Consider the following 16605-nt stretch of genomic DNA (forward strand, 5'->3'; position numbering starts at 1 on the left):
TGGTTTCCCTCCTTCTCTCTTTTCTATTTCTGGAACGCCTGTGCCTGGGCGAATGTCGAACCCCATGTATACGCCACTGTCGCTGTAAGGCGCCTGAGGCAGTCTGTTGTGTCGAGAGTAGGTATCCATGGATGAGGTCGTAGTACGGGCGCCCGTTGACGCCCGGTGGTGGGATGCCAAATTGGCTGTTTTCCTATTTGCGTGGAAGGCGGCCCATGGTGGTTCGGCAGCTTCATACGGACGTTTGCGAGTGCATGCTGCCAGCGCGCTCCGGTACCGGGGCGCGTTGAAGATTCGCGGGTGGTGCCCAGCATGCGCGTATTGATCTGCAGTGACGAGGCGAGCCGGTTGCTACCGCTGCTTTCACCTTTGGGATTGACCCTCGAGTTGTGCGAAAACTTTGTCGTGTTGCTCGATGCCCTGGCTGGCAACGCCGATGCTGTCTTGATCGCCGAGGAGATGTTGGCGGGCCAGGATGAGTTGGCACACGCCAGGCTTTTCCAATCGTCGCTTCCGCTTATCCTGCTTGGTGCTGCCACAGTACAAGAGCCGCCTGCAGCACTCAGTGGCCGCGGTGTCGTCGTGCTGGAGCGCCCTTTCACGTCGCGCTCACTGTGCAGTTGCCTGATGGCACTACTCAATCGTTCGCCAAGCGGCGTTGTGGAGGCTCATCGCAGCGAGTGCGAGTTGGCGTTGCTGCAAAGTCAGAAGATGGATGCCGTTGGAGCGTTGACCGGCGGTATTGCACATGACTTCAACAATGCGCTTACTGGCATCATCGGCGCGCTCGATATCATGAAACGCCGTGTTGCCAATGGTCGGCTCGAAGGGATAGAGCGCTTTATCGAGGCCGCCAGCGTTTCTGCGGATCGGGCCAGTGCGCTGACCCAGCGGCTGCTTACCTTTTCTCACCGACAGCCACTGGAGGCCAGGCCAGTTGATGTGGCTCCCCTTCTCGAATCGCTGGAGCTGCTGATCGGGCGCACGATCAGTAAAGGTACTTCGCTGCAGGTCGATTATCAGCACGGTACGGTGCGGGTTCTGGTGGATACTCGGCAGCTGGAAAGCGCAATTCTCAACCTTGCCGTCAACGCCCGTGATGCCATGCCCAATGGCGGGCAAATACGGCTGCACACATCACTGATCAGCCTGGCACGGCAAGAGATGACGGCCTTGCCGGATCTGCTGCCAGGTGATTATCTGCTGATCGCCTTGTCCGATACCGGCTCTGGCATCAGCAGCGAGACGCTGGAGAAGGTTTTCGATCCGTTCTTTACCACCAAGTCCGCCGGGCAGGGCAGTGGCCTGGGCTTGCCCATGGTGCATGGGTTCGCGCGACAGAGCGGTGGGCAGGTCACCATTCACAGTGAGCCTGGTATTGGTACCACGGTGCGCCTGTACTTACCCCTCGCCGCTGGCGAACACGCTCCCGATGCCAATCTGCTACCCGAGCGTGCGTTGGGCCATCGTGTTCTGCTGGTTGAAAGCGATTCGGCAGTACGGCTGCTGGTGTCCGAGGTGTTAGCAGGGAGACGCTGTGAAATCGTCAACGCTGCCGAACCTCAGGCGGCTATCGACTTGCTCGCGTCCAGCGCGTCGTTCGACCTGCTGGTCTCGGATATCAGCCTGCCAGGTATCACGGGTTTGCAGCTCGCCGATCTAGCGCAGCAGTGCAGGCCTGGCTTGCCTGTATTGCTGATAGCTGGAGATGCCGATACCGAGCCGCTTGCCTCGTTACCTGGCCTCAAGAGCATCAATAAACCCTTCTCCATGCGAGAGCTGAGCGAAACCATCGACGACATGCTGCCGTCGAGGCCATGACGCTTTTTCTTGGTGCTTCCCGTCTGCCAGAGCCCGGTGTAGGTGCGTTTGCGTCAAGGGCAACGGCCTTCCGGCAACTTTTTCCCTCGATAGCATCCTGCTGCGGAATCAAAGCGTTGCTCCGTAGTCCTAAACCCTGACAACGAAAAGGCGGTAGCCCATATCGCCACCTCCAGCCTCTTGAAGTGCTGGTCTGGACGTCGATCCGTTTGCAGTACCAATGCCATTTTTCCTGCGTGCTGCTGTTGAGCGGGCAGAGAGATTTGGTGATTGCGTTAGAGAAGGGATGCTGCTGTATGCGCCAGCCATGACGGGCTTCTGGTGGCGTGCAGGCGCTTGCGGTTGGGCCGATAACTGCCTGCGTCTATCAATTCAATGTCGCCGTACCACTATGGCGATTGTGGGGGAGATATTAACCATTGAACGGTAATCACAGCCTATGAAAATGTTGAAGGAATCCCTCAAGAAGGTATTGCCCCGCGACAGCATCGACAACCTGAAAGGGATGCAGAAAAAGCTCTCCATGAGCTGGATTCGCGCACTCTCACGGTCTGCCACGCTGCGCCGCTTCCACTATTCGTTCTTCTCGTCGGCGTTCGACCGTGAGGCTTACGCGGTGGTGGTCGGTCACCTGCAGCACGAGGAAAACCTGTCCGGCGCCGAGCCGGTCAACTACTTCCTGCGTCGTGCCGTGCACCGTATCGAGAAGGGGTTGATCATGCAGCCCAGGCGCGAAGTGTTCGCCCTGGATTACATCGGCGATACGGTCGACAGCTACATCGCCTCGCTCAACGGCAATGTGGATCGTGACGAAGTCAGCTGGGCTCACGATGTGCTCGCCGAATACTTCACCGTGACCGGTGATCATCCGGTGATCAACCGAGCTCGCGAGAAATTCGCCCGCTTCGAGCGCCCGGTCAGTTCGCCAGGCAGCCTGCGCAACCCTGACACCGAGCGCGTGCCGTTCGCCGCTGACGTAAGTACGCCGAGCGTGGATTACACCGCCATGCGCCAGCTGTCTATGAAGCGCCGCTCGGTGCGCTGGTATCAGGATCGCCCGGTACCGCGCGACGTGATCGACAAGGCCGTTGAAGTTGCCGTGCAGTCGCCGAGCGCCTGCAATCGCCAGCCGTATCGCTTCCTGATCTTCGATGATGCCGCTTCCGTGGCACAGGCTTCGCGCTTGCCAATGGGCGTTGCCGGTTTCGATCACAACTTCCCGGCCATCGTCGCCGTGGTTGGCCGCCTGCGTGCCTACCCGCACGTTCGTGATCGCCATGTGATCTATATCGACGGCGCACTGGCTGCGATGTCCTTCATGTTCGCGCTGGAGACACAGGGCGTGTCGTCCTGCTCGATCAACTGGCCGGACATTCCCGAGCGCGAGCAGGCCGCCGCCAAGCTGCTCAAACTCGACCCGGACGAACGCATCGTTATGTTCATTTCCCTGGGTTATGCCGCGGACACCGGCCTGGTGCCGTATTCGCAGAAGCTGTCGCTGGATGAAGCCCGCAGCTACGGGCACCTGGAGACGTCCAGCCGATGAGTGCCGCGCGTGTCCAGGAGGGCATGAAGTACCTCCTCAACTCTGGCTGGATGCTGGCCGAGAAGTTCTTGATGCTGGCCATCGGCCTGGCGACTACCGTGGTACTGGCCCGTTATCTGGGCCCCGAGGATTTCGGTTACCTCAACTATGCACTCGCGCTGCTGGGTCTGCTCAGCATCGTGGTGCACCTGGGGCTGACCGGCCTGGTGGTCAAGGAGCTGCGCAGCAACCCGGAAAACGAAGACCAGATTCTCTCGACGGTATTCATGATCAAGGTGGGCTGCTCGGTGTTCGCCTTCGCGATCATGATGGGCACCTACCTGATCGGCAACGATCAGAATTTCCTGGTGCTGCTGTTCACCGCCCTGGCGCTGTTCTTCACGCCGTTCGAGATGCTCATCGACTGGTTCCAGGCGCGGGTGCAGGCCAAGTATGCCGCCGTGGCAGGGTTCGTCGGGCAGCTTGGTGGCAACGGCCTGAAGATGATCCTGGCCATCGCCGGTGCCGGCCTGGTGTATATCGCCCTGGCCCACGTGGTGGTGGTGATGGTCACCTCGGCGATCCTGGTCTGCTATGCGGTGATGCTCAAGCGCGAGTTCCGCTTCGACTTTTCCTGGACGCTGGGCAAGACCCTGCTCAAGAAAAGCCTGCTGATCTTCCTCGGTTCGCTGTCGGCGGTGATCTACCTGAAGGTCGATCAGATCATGCTGCAGTACATGCTCGGCGAGTATTCAGTGGGTGTGTATTCGGCGGCTTCGCGGCTGTCGGAAGCCTGGTACCTGATCCCGACCATCCTCATGGCGTCGGTCTTCCCAAAGATGATCGATCTCAGCAAGACCGATACGGCTGGCTACAACCGCTTCATGCAGGTCGCGCTGGATGTGCTGTTCTTCATGGCGTTCGGCCTGGCGGTAGTGGTGTTCTTCCTCTCCGACTGGATCGTCCTGACGCTTTACGGCGAGCAGTACGCTGACGCCGGGCCGGTGCTGGCGATCCATATCTTCGCGGCGACCTTCGTGTTCATGCGCGCGCTGTTCAGCAAGTGGATCATCATCGAAGAGGCCTTCATCTTTTCCCTGGTCACTCAGGGCCTGGGGGCGGTGAGCAACATCGTGCTCAATTACTTCCTCATCCAGAGCCACGGTGTCGTCGGTTCCGCCTGGGCGACGCTGATTTCCTATTCCATCGCCGGTTACGTGAGCCTGCTGCTGTCACGCAGGACGCGACCGCTGTTCATCATGATGACCAAGAGTATTTTCCTGCACGTGTTCATTAGCGTGCCCCAGTTGATTCGTGAATTCAGGAGAACGTGATATGTACGTCGAGATTCGCAAAGCCGGTTTCGTCAACAAGGGGGCTGCACTGATGCTGCACGCTGCCCTGCAGCAGGTACAGAAGAACCTTCCTGCCGCCAAGGTGGTGATGGAGCCTGGCCGCGCCAAGAGCCCTTATCCCTACGTCAACCGTGCATCCCTGGGCCTGTATCAGAAAGCCTGGCTGTGGCGCGCCGGCATCCCCTTCGGCGACCTGGCGGCGTTGGTGCCGGCCGGTATTCGCGAGCAGTACGGTGTGGTGCTCGACAAGGAAGTGAACGTGGTACTGGACGCCGCTGGCTTCGCTTACAGCGATCAGTGGGGCCCGGATCTGTCCGAGGAATTGGCGCGCTCCAGCAAGCGCTGGAAGAAGCAGGGCTCGAAAGTGATCCTGCTGCCCCAGGCATTCGGCCCGTTCCGCGATCAGAAGAGCAAGGATGCGGTCAGGGCGTTCCTCGACAACTGCGATCTGGTTTTCGCCCGCGAACAGGTCTCTTACGACTATCTCACCGAGGTGGTTGGCGAGCGTGACAACATCAAAATAGCACCCGATTTCACTAACCTGATCACCGGTACCTTGCCGGCCTATTTCGATCCTGAAATTCATCAGGTCTGCGTAGTGCCCAACTGCCGTATGCTCGACAAGACCGGTGACAGCGTCGCCAAGGGCTATGTGCCGTTCCTGCAACGCGCTACCAAAATGCTGGTGGAGCGTGGCGCCAAGCCGTTCCTGCTGATCCACGAAGGCGAGGGCGATGCCCGGGTGGCCGAGCAGGTATCGCAAGCGGTCGGTGGCTTGCCGATCCTGCGTGAGACCGATCCGCTGGCCATCAAGGGCATCCTCGGCGCCTGTCGCGGCACCTTGGGTAGTCGCTTCCATGGTCTGGTCAGTTCGCTGTCGCAAGGGGTACCGTCGTTGGCTACTGGCTGGAGCCACAAGTACCAGATGCTGTTCGCCGACTACGGTTTTGCCGAAGGCGTGCTGAATATCAATTTGACTGACGAGGAGCTTTCCAGTGCTCTCGATTACCTGACCGACCCTGCGCAGATGCAGGCGCTCTCGAGCCGTTTGCAGGCGCATTCCGCGGAACTGAAGACGCGTACTCAAGCCATGTGGGATGAAGTGTTTGCGTTGATCGGACAGAGCCACAGCGTGCGTAGCGAGAAGCCGCTAGCTGTGGCAGCGGGGCGCTAAGGCGCCTGCTTGCGGGTGACCCTCCATGGGTAGCGTTTATTGCGCCTGGTGGGTTACGCGGCGCGCTGAGTGAGCGGTGCCTGCCAATGCGTAGCTATGGCGCCACTCACCCACCCTACGGGTTGTGCAGCAACGAAAAACGCCCCGGTTGATCACTCAACCGGGGCGTTTTCGTTTCAGCGCTGGCGTCAGGACTTGCGGTCGTAGGCGCCTTGTTCGCTAACCACAACCTTGCGGTCTATACCGTTACGCATGATGTAGTAGAAGAACCGTGGGATGCCGATTATGTAACGGCTGAACAGGCGGCGCGGCTCCATCAGCAGGCGGTACGCCCACTCCATACCGACCTTGCGAACCACCGCTGGCGCACGGCTGAAGCGTTGTGCCGCGAAGTCGAGGATTGCGCCCCCGCAGATCATCAGGGCAGGGCGGCCGAGGTCACGCTGCAGGCTCACGGCGACTTCTTCCTGGCGAGGCATGCCCATGCCCATGACGATCAGCGGGATCTTTTCCGGCTGCAGGTGCTCTCGGACGAATTCGAGGTAGCGCTCGGTCGGCTGGAAGCCATCGATGGCATAAAACTTCCGATCGCCGAACAGCGCGCTGGCGCCTAGGTTGACCCACGGCTCGCTGGTACCCATGGCGAACAACTGGTAGCTGTCGCTGTGCTCACTTTCGAGCAGGTGGGTGATCAGGCTGGGAATGAAATCGGTGCCGTTGAGGTTGGCGCCTGGCGCTAGGCCGTTGAGCGAGCAGGCCAGTTTGACGCCGATACCGTCGCGCAACAGATAGTTGACCTTGAGGAAGTGACGGCGTGCTTCCGTGTCGTTCTGGACGATGTTGTAGCCGTGCTGATTGAGGAAGCCGAGGATGGTCGGCTTCTTCGGCGTGCTCAGTTCGTCGAGCAGCGGGGTCACGTCATCTTCTTCCAACAACTTCAGTTTGTGGATCAAAGGATCGTGCAGTTTGAGTTGAGAAGTTTTCACAGGCGAGCCTCATTGTCGGAAAGGAATGGAGTTATCCGGTATCTGTTCACTTGGGCTTCGCGCTTTGCTTGTTTTTATAAATATCCATTTTTTCAGCGAAATGAAGGAGCTATCCGTCGCTCTGTTAGTCGTGAACGGTGATGCCATGCATGGCAAGTCACCCTGCTGCCGGGCTCGACTTTGGCCCAGTATCTGATGGTCAGCGCCACATCGGTAGCGGTGCGGCGCTGTTTGCACATCAGGCTGCAGAAACCTTGAGTTCCTTTACCCGGCCGTAGTTGTCGGAGAAACGAACGATGTCGTCTTCGCCTAGGTAGGTACCAGACTGTACCTCGATCAGTTCCAGCGGGATCATGCCCGGGTTTTCCAGGGCGTGGATCTGGCCGATAGGGATGTAGGTCGACTGGTTCTCGGTAACCATATAGGTCTCGTCACCATTGGTCACCTGCGCGGTGCCGCTGACTACGATCCAATGCTCGGCACGGTGGTGGTGCATCTGTACCGAAAGCTTGGCGCCCGGTTTCACGGTGATGCGTTTCACCTGATAGCGCTGGCCATGATCGATCGAGTCGTACATGCCCCACGGGCGATACACCTCGCGGTTGTTGAGATACTCGCCGCGCTCTTCGTGCTTGAGTTGTTCGACGATGCGCTTGACCTCCTGAGCCTTGTCCTTGTGCGCGACCATGATGGTGTCTTTGGTCTCGACGATGATCAGGTTCTCGACGCCCACGGTGGTGACCAGACGATAGTCGGCATGCACGTAGTTGTTGTGGCTATCGTGGCTGAGCACGTCGCCCTTGTGCACGTTGCCTTGTTCGTCCTTGTCGCTGACGTCCCACAGTGCAGACCAGGAGCCAATGTCGCTCCAGCCGGCGTCCAGCGGCACCATTACTGCGTCTTCGGTCTTTTCCATCACGGCGTAGTCGATGGAGTCTTCCGGGCAGGCGGCGAAGGCCTCCTTGCCTATGCGCACGAAGTGCATGTCTTGCTCGCTCTGCGCGGTGGCGCGGCGACAGGCATCGAGGATCTCCGGCTGCCAGCGCTGCAATTCTTCCAGATAGCGGCTGGCGCGGAACATGAACATGCCGCTGTTCCAGAAGTGTTCACCGGAGGCCAGGTAGCGCTCGGCGGTCGCGCTGTCTGGTTTCTCCACGAAGCTCTGTACGGAGAAGCCACCGTCACCTGCCGATGCACCTTTCTGCACGTAGCCGTAACCGGTTTCCGCGTGGGTAGGCACGATGCCGAAAGTCACCAGCTTGCCGGCCTGGGCGAAGGGCAGGGCGGTTTCAACGGCGCGATGGAAGGCGCTGACATCCTTGATCAGATGGTCGGCAGCCAGCACCAGCAGTACCGGGTCGTGTTCCTTCTCAAGGGCTTTGATGGCAGCCAGGGCAACCGCTGGAGCGGTATTGCGGCCGACCGGCTCGAGCAGGATGCTGGCATTCTCGATGCCCAGGGCACGCAGCTGTTCAGCGGCGAGGAAGCGATGTTCCTCATTGCAGATCAGGCACGGTTGGCTGACTTGCAAGCCTTCCAGGCGGCGAATGGTCGCCTGCAGCATGGACAGCGAATCATCGGCGATGGGCAGGAACTGCTTGGGATTGAGTTGGCGCGAAAGCGGCCAAAGGCGCGAACCGTTACCGCCGGAAAGAATGACAGGAATCATCGTGGAGCTCCTCCCATGAAGAGTGATTGGCGTAGTTTGAATTCCCTGAGCAGGATCGGCAGGATGCGAAACGCGTCGTGCACGTAACGTCCTACCAGTCGACGAGGCTCGGTGAAGGCGCGGTGCAGCCATTCCAGAGAATAGCGCTGCATCCACAGTGGAGCGCGACGAATTCTTCCGGACAGAAAGTTGATCGAGGCGCCCACACACAGACCGATGCCGACGGCCTGGTCGGTTTCGAAGATCTTCTGCGCGAGGATTTCCTGACGCGGGCAGCCCACCGAGAGTACTACCAGATTGGACGGGTGTTCGATGACGAAGGACAGGCAGGCCTGGATCGCTGCTTCGCTGTCGATGAAGCCCATCGGTGGGTTGTGATGGTGGAAGGTGATGTGCGGGTAGCGTGCTCGCAGATGCTGGATGTCCTCATCGGCGCAGCCTATCACTGTGACGCTCCAGGCACGCCGCTCGGCAATGTCGATCAGTTCTTCGGTGAGTGTGCTGCCGGGAATGGCGTCTTCCACGGGAACCTTGAGCATGCGTAGCAGGGGCAGGAGAACACGGCTGTCGCAGATACGATGGCGGGCTACCGCGTAGGCGCGCTTGAGGTCGTGGTCGGTTTCCAGCTGCACGATGTGATTTACGTTGGGTGTCACGACGTAGCTGTACCTTTCGGTGCTGTGCTCGACCAAGTCCTCGACCAGGCGATCCTTGGAGCCAGCGTAGAACTCGATATCAAAGGCCTTCATCAACACCTCTTTGCGCCATTGGCTCGTGTTACGGATGGGCAGCGGCTGTTGTTGCCCGCGATTCATTTGCCCAGTGCCGCTTTCAACAATTTGCTATGCGTATGCACGTAGTGCAGGACATACAAAGAGATACTGTGCAGCGGCGATAGTTTCATGACCTCCCGACGGATGCGCATATCTTCCTTCAATGCATCGAAGCGACGACTGGTAGAAACCCCTGTGGTATCGAAGATGCATAGCGGCGAAGCGACTTTCAGCACGTCGCGCTTGTGATCCTGACCCTGGAGAAATTCGACGATCATGCAGTAATCCGCAGACAGCTTGAAATCCTCGCGAAAGCGCACGCTGCGCAGCCTTTCGTTCTCGAAGTACATCGCCTGGTGGCTGGACGGCATGCCCAGCACCAGATGCTCGATCTTCTTCGCGTTCTGTGGCGTGAGGCGGCCTTCGGCGTTCTGCAGGTAGTAGTCGCCGTACACGTAACGCGGCTTGCTTGGCGCCTGCTCGATGGCATCGGCAACCTTCTGCAACACGTTCTCGTCATAGAACGAATCACCGCTGTTCAGGAACAGGGTGTAGCCCTCGGTCGCCGAGCCCTTGATCAGGCCCTTGTTCATGGCGTCATAGAGGCCTTTGTCGCGCTCCGAGGTGATTTCGGCGTAGGGCTCATCAATGGTCGCCAGCCATTCGGCGCCACCGTCGTTGGAGGCACCGTCGACGACGATCCAGCGGAAGTTCCGATAGGTCTGGGCAGCCACACTCTGGTAGGTCTGTTTGAGGCCTTCCAGATTATTCCAGTTGATGGTCACGATACTGAAGTTTGTCATGGCGTGTGCCTCTGAGCTCTCGAGTCGGGGATTTCTCCGTCGCGTAGGCGCGGGAGAAGTACAGGAAACAGGCGGCGCCGATGCCCAGCACATCACCGCCGTACATCAGCGAGTTGGACAGGAACATGTTGAGCATCTGGAACCAGAACACCAGTTGCAAAGCATTGAGCAGCGGGCCCTTTTGCGGGCAGCGTTTCATGATGCGCAGGTAACCGGCGTAGAAGATCAAGGCGATCACCGGCGTGAGGAACCCGTAGCGGTAGTACACGCCGAAGATGCCCACGTCCGACAGGTAGAAGTGCGGGTTATAGAGCGTTCCGAAGCCGCCTTTCCACTGCAGCGACAGCGAGCCCATGCCGATGTACCAGTTGTCGGCAACTGCGCCGATGATGATCGCCGTGGTGGTGTCGCGTACGCCGGGCCCGGTGGTGGCTTCGTCGAGCAGGGCTTCGAACTTGGCGAACTGCTCGTAGTAGAACTCGGGGAAGATGAAGTAGGAGGCGACCAGGATGGTGGCCGCGAGCAGGCCGAGCTTGATCAGCGAGTCGATGCGGTCACGGAAGATCCACAGGCCTGCCAGGCACCAGATGATCATGGTCTGACGGGTTTGCAGCACCAGCCACAGGTAAGAAGCGAAGAACAGCAGGGTGAGCACTTTGAACAGCGAGATACGCTCTTTCATGCTGTACATGAGCATGAAGGCGCAGATGGTCACGTAGCTCGAACCGATACGGAAACGGTTCGGCCGCAGCAGCACCTCGCCGGCATCCTTGGCATCCACGGTGAACGAGACGCCTGAGTTTTCCGGGATGATGCCGAAGTAGTAGCAGTAGCCGACGAAGGCGCACGCCAGGCCCGAGTAGAGAAAGAAGGTCTCCAGGTGCTTTTGCGTGGGCGCGGTCTTGATCAGCAGGAACAGGGCCGGGAAGAACACCAGATAGGCGAAGCTGCGACGTTCTTCGAGCAGGCCATAGATGAACGGCTGATCGAAATTCAGCTGCGCCATGATCGCCGAGGTGACCGGCAGCACCAGGCCCATGAAAATGATCCACAGGCTGGTCTTGGACTGGTACACGCGCTTCCAGACCAGGAACAGGGCCGCAGCGCTACCTAGCACGCCGAGCAGATAAAGCTCGCGCAGATAGGGGATGCCGGCCTTCTTGTCGTCGGTCAGAAAGAAGCAGGCCGAGTTCAGGACAAACAGGATCAGCAGCAGGTTGCGGTATGCCAGGAATTGCTTGAACAAGCTCGCGTTCCCATATCGAAATTGTCGTGGCTCGCAAGCCGACGCCGCGTTGAGTGGCTTGCGAGAGGTCTAGTAGAGCGCCTGCAGGTAGTCCCGCGTATTGCGGTGTATGCGCGGTTCCTCGCGCATCTGCTCGATCGGCCACCAGCGGTAGCGACCGTGCTGCACGCTTGGCGGTTGCAGGCTCTGCTGAGCGCCAAGCTCCAGTGCGTAGGCGATCACCACGTAGTGGGTATCCGGTGTTTCGCCAAACACGCTGTCGTCATAAAAGTGCTCGTAGACGCCGAGCAGCCGGCCCTGGTCGCCCCCGAATGCCTGGCCCAGTTCTTCCAGAGTCAGGCGTTCGAAAGCGGCATCCAGGGTTTCATTCTTGAGAATGCGCCCACCTGGAGCGAACCAGCTGCCCTGGGCGGGGCGGTTGAGACGCTCGCCCAGCAGCAGCTCGCCCGCTGCGTTGCGAACCAGCAGATCGATGGACACCAGCGGTGTGCTGGCGACCACGGTCTTGAAGGTATCGGTCGGCAGAAACATCAGCTACGCACATCGTCGATGTGTTCGACGAACCAGCGGTAGGCGTCACGCAGACCGGTTTCCAGATCGATGCTCGCCGTCCAGCCAAGCTTGGCCAGACGCGATACGTCCATCAGCTTGCGTGGCGTACCGTCGGGCTTGCTGCTGTCGAACGTCAGACGCCCCTGGAACTCGGTGACCCGCGCGATGGTTTCTGCCAACTCGCGGATGGTGCAGTCCTGCCCGGTGCCGACGTTGATGTGCGAGAGCATCGGCTGGGTGTGCGCCTGGTAAGTGGCGTCGTCCAGATTCATCACGTGCACGCTGGCGGCCGCCATGTCGTCGACATGCAGGAACTCGCGCATCGGTGTGCCGCTGCCCCAGATCACCACCTCATCGTCGCCACGCAGGGTCGCTTCGTGGAAGCGGCGCAGCAGGGCGGGGATGACGTGGCTGTTTTCCGGATGGTAGTTGTCGTGGGGACCGTACAGGTTGGTCGGCATCACGCTGCGGTAATCACGGCCGTGCTGGCGATTGTAGCTTTCGCACAGCTTGATCCCGGCGATCTTGGCGATCGCGTAGGGCTCATTGGTCGGCTCCAGTACGCCGGTCAGCAGCGCCTCTTCACGCATCGGCTGCTCGGCATGCTTGGGGTAGATGCACGAGCTGCCTAGCGACAGCAGGCGGTTCACGCCGGCATTGTGCGCGGCGTTGATGACGTTGGCTTCGATCATCAGGTTCTGATAGATGAAGTCGGCCGGGTACTGGTTGTTGGCGTGGATGCCGCCGACCTTGGCTGCGGCCAGATAGACCTGGTCGATGCGTTGTTCGGCGAAGAAGCGCTGCACGCTGGCGGCGTCGACCAGATCCACACTTTCACGGGGCGCCGTGACGATGTTCTGGTGCCCCATGCTCTGCAGGTGGCGCACGATCGCCGAACCGACCATCCCGCGATGGCCGGCGACGAAGATGCGCTGATCAAGTGGCGCGCTCATGCTCAGTTCTCCACGGAGACTGGCATATCATGGCCGTGCTCACGCAGCAGCGCGTGGCGCTTGGCGACCTTGAGGTCTTCGCGAACCATCTCGGCGCACATCTCCTGCACGGTGATTTCCGGCGTCCAACCCAGTACGGTCTTGGCTTTGGTTGGGTCGCCCAGCAGGGTTTCCACTTCGGCAGGGCGGAAGTAGCGCGGGTCTATGCGTACCACCACATCGCCGACCTTCAGGGCCGGCGCGTTGTTGCCTTCGATGCGCTCGACGATGCCTTGCTCGTCCACGCCAGTGCCTTCGAAACGCAGGTGCACGCCCAGCTCAGCGGCAGACCAGGTGATGAATTCACGTACCGAGTACTGCACGCCGGTGGCGATCACGAAGTCGTCTGGCTGATCCTGTTGCAGCATCATCCACTGCATGCGGACGTAGTCCTTGGCATGCCCCCAGTCACGCAGCGAATCGATGTTGCCCATGTACAGGCACGGCTCGAGACCCTGGGCAATGTTGGCCATGCCGCGGGTGATCTTGCGGGTCACGAAGGTCTCACCGCGGCGCGGCGACTCGTGGTTGAAGAGGATGCCGTTGCACGCGTACATGCCATAGGCTTCGCGGTAGTTGACGGTGATCCAGTAGGCGTACAGCTTGGCGACCGCATAGGGCGAGCGCGGGTAGAAGGGGGTGGTTTCCTTCTGCGGGGTTTCCTGCACCAGACCGTAGAGCTCGGAAGTGGACGCCTGATAGAAACGGGTTTTCTTTTCCAGGCCCAGCAGGCGGATGGCTTCGAGGATGCGCAGGGTACCCATGGCGTCGACGTCAGCGGTGTATTCCGGGGCTTCGAAGCTCACCGCAACGTGGGATTGTGCGCCGAGGTTGTAGACCTCGTCAGGCTGCACTTCCTGGATGATGCGGGTCAGGTTGGACGAGTCGTTGAGGTCGCCGTAATGCAGGATGAAGTTTTGGTTGTCGACGTGCGGATCCTGATAGATGTGATCCACGCGCTGGGTGTTGAACGACGAGGCACGACGCTTGATGCCATGCACCTGGTAACCCTTTTCGAGCAGAAACTCGGCCAGGTAGGAGCCGTCTTGGCCCGTGATACCGGTGATGAGCGCTTTTTTCTGTTCCATTGCGATACCTGCGATGTTCAATTGATAGAGGGTCTGTGTTCGGTTGCTGAACGCGGTCCGTTAGGGCGTACGCTTGAGCAGCAACTGGAGGCGTTCCATAACGCCAAAAAGAATGATCCGTACCGACGGAAACTTGTAAAAGAAACGGTAGATGTCGTACTCCGTTTTGGGCCGCGACAGGCTGGCGCCGTCTATGTCGGCCGAGTCGATCAGGGCTAGGCCCTCACCTTCGATGTTATGCAGGATGCTCAGTTCCATGGGCTTCATGGAAAGGCTGAAATTGTGCAGGCCACGGGCTTCTGTTCGGGTCAGTTGCAGGCCTTTTTTGCAGGTCTTGCAGCCATACAGGTTGACCGTGAAATCGTAGGGCTCGAGCACGGGGTTCTGGCGTTTTACGCAGGCTGGCAGCAGCTCGCAGAAGGCATCGTAGACCGACACGCTTTCTTCGCGTTTTGCGAACTGGTAGTCGATCGGCTGTTGCTGGATCGGCACCTGGAAGCGCGACGAGGCGATGTTGAAGTGCTGACCCGGATCGCCGAAGTTGGTGCTCAGCGAGCGGAACGGGTACACGAAGTACAGATCCCGGGAAATGATGTACGCGGTGAACAGCTTGAGCCACGATGACTCGGGCCAGCCGCGGATATCTGCCGGGATGCCGTCGATGTGGCTGATGTCGGTGCCGTGGCTTTCCAGCCACTGGCGGAAGCCTTGCCAGTGGCGACGCGACCAGGCTTGCCCCCAGGACGCGGCCATCTGAATGAAATGCACGGCCGAGTCGCCGTCATCGATCGGTGTGAACGGCAGGTTGGCGGTCTGGTTGAACTGCACGCTGTACAGGCTGATACCGGCAACGCCAGCATCGTCGGCATAGGCCTGCAACGCCCGCCATGTGTACTCGTAGAAGAACGGTGAGACGAACAGATCGTCTTCGAGAATGATCACGTCGCCGTACTGTTCGGTCAGGTCGCCGCAGCTCAATACGTGCTGGCGCAGGCCGAGGCGCTCGGGGTGAGCGATGATGCGTTTCTCGCCGTGGGGCCAGTCGAAGGCTTCGGCTACCTGGCGTGGCTGCGGGTTGCCGGAGTTGTCCAGGCTGATCACCAGGCGAACGTCGCCTTCGGGGTAGCGAGCCTTGATCAGCGAGCCGAGCAGGCGGCTGAGGCTCTTCGGCCGGTTGTAGCCGATGACGACGATAGTGGGCAATTGTGCGGTCATAGGATCGAAGCCAGTCTCTGATGAAAATGTTTAGGGGCAGTCACGAGGCATCTGCCGATCGGCCTTGCCGTACATCGCGTGCGGCGTACAGCACGCTGGCGATCAGGCACAGGTAGATCAGGATGCTGGCCGCGGTAAAGGCCATGACGGTCTGTTCGGCCTGCTCCAAGAACAGGGCGCCGGCCATCAAGGCAGCGATGCGCAATACGGTGCTGAGCACCTCGAAGATCAGGAAGCGACCCTGTAGTGCGAGTGCCGGAACGGCGACCGTGCAGGGCCGGCTGACGAAAATCATGTACTCGGCCAGGGCCAGCCAACGCGCGTATTCACCGGCCACCGCCCATTGCTCGCCGAACACCAGGGCGAATAGCTGCGGGCCAAAGCAGAACACCAGCGCGAAAGGCAGCAGACCCGCCAATGCCAGCATGGCAGTCGCTTTGGCTAACATGGTGATGATCGGTTCGCGGTTATGCACTGCAGCGCTGATGCGCGGGTAATAAACATCAGCCACGGATTTGCCGATCAATTGAGTCGGCACGTTCAGGGCCTGTTTGCACAAGGCGAAGAAACCAGCCGCCACCGGACCGAAGAACACCGCCAGCACGAGCGTTGGCAGGTTCTGCGATACCGCGTTGATGAGCATCTGCGGTGCGCGATACAGCGGGAAATCGTGGTATTGCAACGCGAGTCCGCGGGTACTCAACGGCTGCGGATCGGTGGCCGTCTTTTGAGTCTGTGCGCTTGCGTTGCGGCGCAACGCCCAGTTGAGCATCAGTGTCTGCAGCAGTGGCCCGAAGGCAGTGCTCAGCAGCAGGGCCGTAGGGCTGGCATGCAACAGCCCAACGCCAATCCGCAAGCCGTTATGGGCGATGGCGTGTTGTACCGCCACGCCAGCAGTGAGGCGATAGCGCTGTTGGCGAATCAACCATTGCTGAGTGACTTCAAGTGCTGCGCCAGCGAGAAGAACCACGGGCAGCAGCATCAGAAAAGGGGCGATCTGAGTAATCCCTGCCAGGCTGGCCAGCTTCTCGCCGAACAGGGCGATTACGGCTGCCACGAGCACCGAGAAGGCACAGGCGACGAGCAGGGACAGGCGAATCAGACCGCGGGCATCGGCATCGCGCCTCGGAAGCACGATGGCGACTGGATAGGTGAGGGCAGCGACCGGAATGAGCATGAACGCCAGGCTCATGAATACCCCGAGTACTCCGTAGCTCTCTGGCCCGTAGATCCGGGTGATGACCGGCATGAGGGCCAGCGTGATGACCTGGGCGCCAGCGGTACCCGAAGCGACGGTCGCGATATTGCGTAGCACTGGGCTGCGCAACGCCGCCCTGCCGGACACGCCGAGACGTGTCCAGAGGGCGGTGGGAGCCGTGACTTTGGGTTCGATGACGTCCATTGTC

At 59.9% G+C, this 16605-nt stretch carries 14 protein-coding genes; 4 read left to right on the plus strand and 10 right to left on the minus strand.

Translation table 11 applies throughout. The features are described from left to right. Positions 1 to 312: 312 nt before the first annotated feature. From ACZ0AI_RS02330 to ACZ0AI_RS02345, 4 genes are all read left to right on the plus strand, one after another. Positions 313 to 1821, plus strand: a complete 1509-nt coding sequence (locus tag ACZ0AI_RS02330; RefSeq protein ID WP_463564381.1) for an ATP-binding protein — start codon at positions 313 to 315, stop codon at positions 1819 to 1821. A gap of 439 nt (positions 1822 to 2260) precedes the next feature. Continuing rightward, positions 2261 to 3367, plus strand: coding sequence for a nitroreductase family protein (locus tag ACZ0AI_RS02335; RefSeq protein WP_463564382.1), 1107 nt, complete (start codon positions 2261 to 2263; stop codon positions 3365 to 3367). Further along, positions 3364 to 4680, plus strand: coding sequence for a flippase (locus ACZ0AI_RS02340; RefSeq protein ID WP_463564383.1), 1317 nt, complete (start codon positions 3364 to 3366; stop codon positions 4678 to 4680). The genes ACZ0AI_RS02335 and ACZ0AI_RS02340 overlap by 4 nt, the downstream gene beginning before the upstream one ends. Position 4681: 1 nt before the next feature. Next, entirely contained in the window at positions 4682 to 5875 is a 1194-nt protein-coding gene (locus ACZ0AI_RS02345; protein WP_463564384.1) for a polysaccharide pyruvyl transferase family protein, read from the plus strand. A 188-nt stretch (positions 5876 to 6063) separates the two neighbouring features. Here the strand turns inward: ACZ0AI_RS02345 and ACZ0AI_RS02350 are convergent, their stop codons facing one another. The 10 genes from ACZ0AI_RS02350 to ACZ0AI_RS02395 form a co-directional block, all read right to left on the minus strand. Continuing rightward, a complete protein-coding gene (locus ACZ0AI_RS02350; RefSeq protein WP_463564385.1) occupies positions 6064 to 6861 on the minus strand; it encodes a WecB/TagA/CpsF family glycosyltransferase in 798 nt (265 codons plus the stop codon). Positions 6862 to 7099: 238 nt separating this feature from the next. Continuing rightward, positions 7100 to 8530 (minus strand): mannose-1-phosphate guanylyltransferase/mannose-6-phosphate isomerase, encoded by a 1431-nt coding sequence (locus ACZ0AI_RS02355; protein ID WP_463564386.1) that lies wholly within the window; start codon positions 8528 to 8530, stop codon positions 7100 to 7102. Next, positions 8527 to 9279, minus strand: a complete 753-nt coding sequence (locus tag ACZ0AI_RS02360; protein WP_463564387.1) for a WecB/TagA/CpsF family glycosyltransferase — start codon at positions 9277 to 9279, stop codon at positions 8527 to 8529. Before ACZ0AI_RS02360 ends, ACZ0AI_RS02355 begins: the two co-directional genes overlap by 4 nt. Positions 9280 to 9341: 62 nt before the next feature. Continuing rightward, on the minus strand, positions 9342 to 10106 hold the full coding sequence (locus ACZ0AI_RS02365; protein ID WP_225831335.1) for a glycosyltransferase: 765 nt from the start codon (positions 10104 to 10106) through the stop codon (positions 9342 to 9344). Then, positions 10069 to 11352: a hypothetical protein gene (locus ACZ0AI_RS02370; RefSeq protein WP_463564388.1), complete on the minus strand. Its 1284-nt coding sequence runs from the start codon at positions 11350 to 11352 to the stop codon at positions 10069 to 10071. The genes ACZ0AI_RS02365 and ACZ0AI_RS02370 overlap by 38 nt, the downstream gene beginning before the upstream one ends. Positions 11353 to 11421: 69 nt before the next feature. Further along, on the minus strand, positions 11422 to 11883 hold the full coding sequence (locus ACZ0AI_RS02375) for a GDP-mannose mannosyl hydrolase (RefSeq protein ID WP_463564389.1): 462 nt from the start codon (positions 11881 to 11883) through the stop codon (positions 11422 to 11424). Continuing rightward, positions 11883 to 12857 carry a GDP-L-fucose synthase gene (gene fcl / locus ACZ0AI_RS02380; protein WP_463564390.1) on the minus strand — a complete coding sequence of 325 codons (975 nt, stop codon included), beginning with the start codon at positions 12855 to 12857 and terminating at the stop codon, positions 11883 to 11885. Before fcl ends, ACZ0AI_RS02375 begins: the two co-directional genes overlap by 1 nt. A gap of 2 nt (positions 12858 to 12859) precedes the next feature. After that, positions 12860 to 13984, minus strand: a complete 1125-nt coding sequence (gene gmd, locus ACZ0AI_RS02385; RefSeq protein ID WP_463564391.1) for a GDP-mannose 4,6-dehydratase — start codon at positions 13982 to 13984, stop codon at positions 12860 to 12862. A gap of 60 nt (positions 13985 to 14044) precedes the next feature. Beyond that, a complete protein-coding gene (locus ACZ0AI_RS02390) occupies positions 14045 to 15199 on the minus strand; it encodes a hypothetical protein (RefSeq protein WP_463564392.1) in 1155 nt (384 codons plus the stop codon). A gap of 40 nt (positions 15200 to 15239) precedes the next feature. Continuing rightward, the gene (locus ACZ0AI_RS02395; RefSeq protein ID WP_463564393.1) at positions 15240 to 16601 is read right to left on the minus strand and encodes a lipopolysaccharide biosynthesis protein; all 1362 of its coding nucleotides are present in this window, start codon (positions 16599 to 16601) and stop codon (positions 15240 to 15242) included. Positions 16602 to 16605 lie beyond the last annotated feature (4 nt).

It is taken from the genome of Pseudomonas sp. AC355, assembly GCF_979258205.1.

What these genes read in the sequence shown, in the direction of transcription:
- ACZ0AI_RS02330 (WP_463564381.1), top strand. Translation starts at nt 313, where the DNA reads ATGCGCGTATTGATCTGCAGTGACGAGGCGAGCCGGTTGCTACCGCTG.
- ACZ0AI_RS02335 (WP_463564382.1), top strand. Translation starts at nt 2,261, where the DNA reads ATGAAAATGTTGAAGGAATCCCTCAAGAAGGTATTGCCCCGCGACAGC.
- ACZ0AI_RS02340 (WP_463564383.1), top strand. Translation starts at nt 3,364, where the DNA reads ATGAGTGCCGCGCGTGTCCAGGAGGGCATGAAGTACCTCCTCAACTCT.
- ACZ0AI_RS02345 (WP_463564384.1), top strand. Translation starts at nt 4,682, where the DNA reads ATGTACGTCGAGATTCGCAAAGCCGGTTTCGTCAACAAGGGGGCTGCA.
- ACZ0AI_RS02355 (WP_463564386.1), bottom strand. Translation starts at nt 8,530, where the DNA reads ATGATTCCTGTCATTCTTTCCGGCGGTAACGGTTCGCGCCTTTGGCCG.
- ACZ0AI_RS02360 (WP_463564387.1), bottom strand. Translation starts at nt 9,279, where the DNA reads ATGAAGGCCTTTGATATCGAGTTCTACGCTGGCTCCAAGGATCGCCTG.
- ACZ0AI_RS02365 (WP_225831335.1), bottom strand. Translation starts at nt 10,106, where the DNA reads ATGACAAACTTCAGTATCGTGACCATCAACTGGAATAATCTGGAAGGC.
- ACZ0AI_RS02375 (WP_463564389.1), bottom strand. Translation starts at nt 11,883, where the DNA reads ATGTTTCTGCCGACCGATACCTTCAAGACCGTGGTCGCCAGCACACCG.
- fcl (WP_463564390.1), bottom strand. Translation starts at nt 12,857, where the DNA reads ATGAGCGCGCCACTTGATCAGCGCATCTTCGTCGCCGGCCATCGCGGG.
- gmd (WP_463564391.1), bottom strand. Translation starts at nt 13,984, where the DNA reads ATGGAACAGAAAAAAGCGCTCATCACCGGTATCACGGGCCAAGACGGC.
- ACZ0AI_RS02390 (WP_463564392.1), bottom strand. Translation starts at nt 15,199, where the DNA reads ATGACCGCACAATTGCCCACTATCGTCGTCATCGGCTACAACCGGCCG.
- ACZ0AI_RS02395 (WP_463564393.1), bottom strand. Translation starts at nt 16,601, where the DNA reads ATGGACGTCATCGAACCCAAAGTCACGGCTCCCACCGCCCTCTGGACA.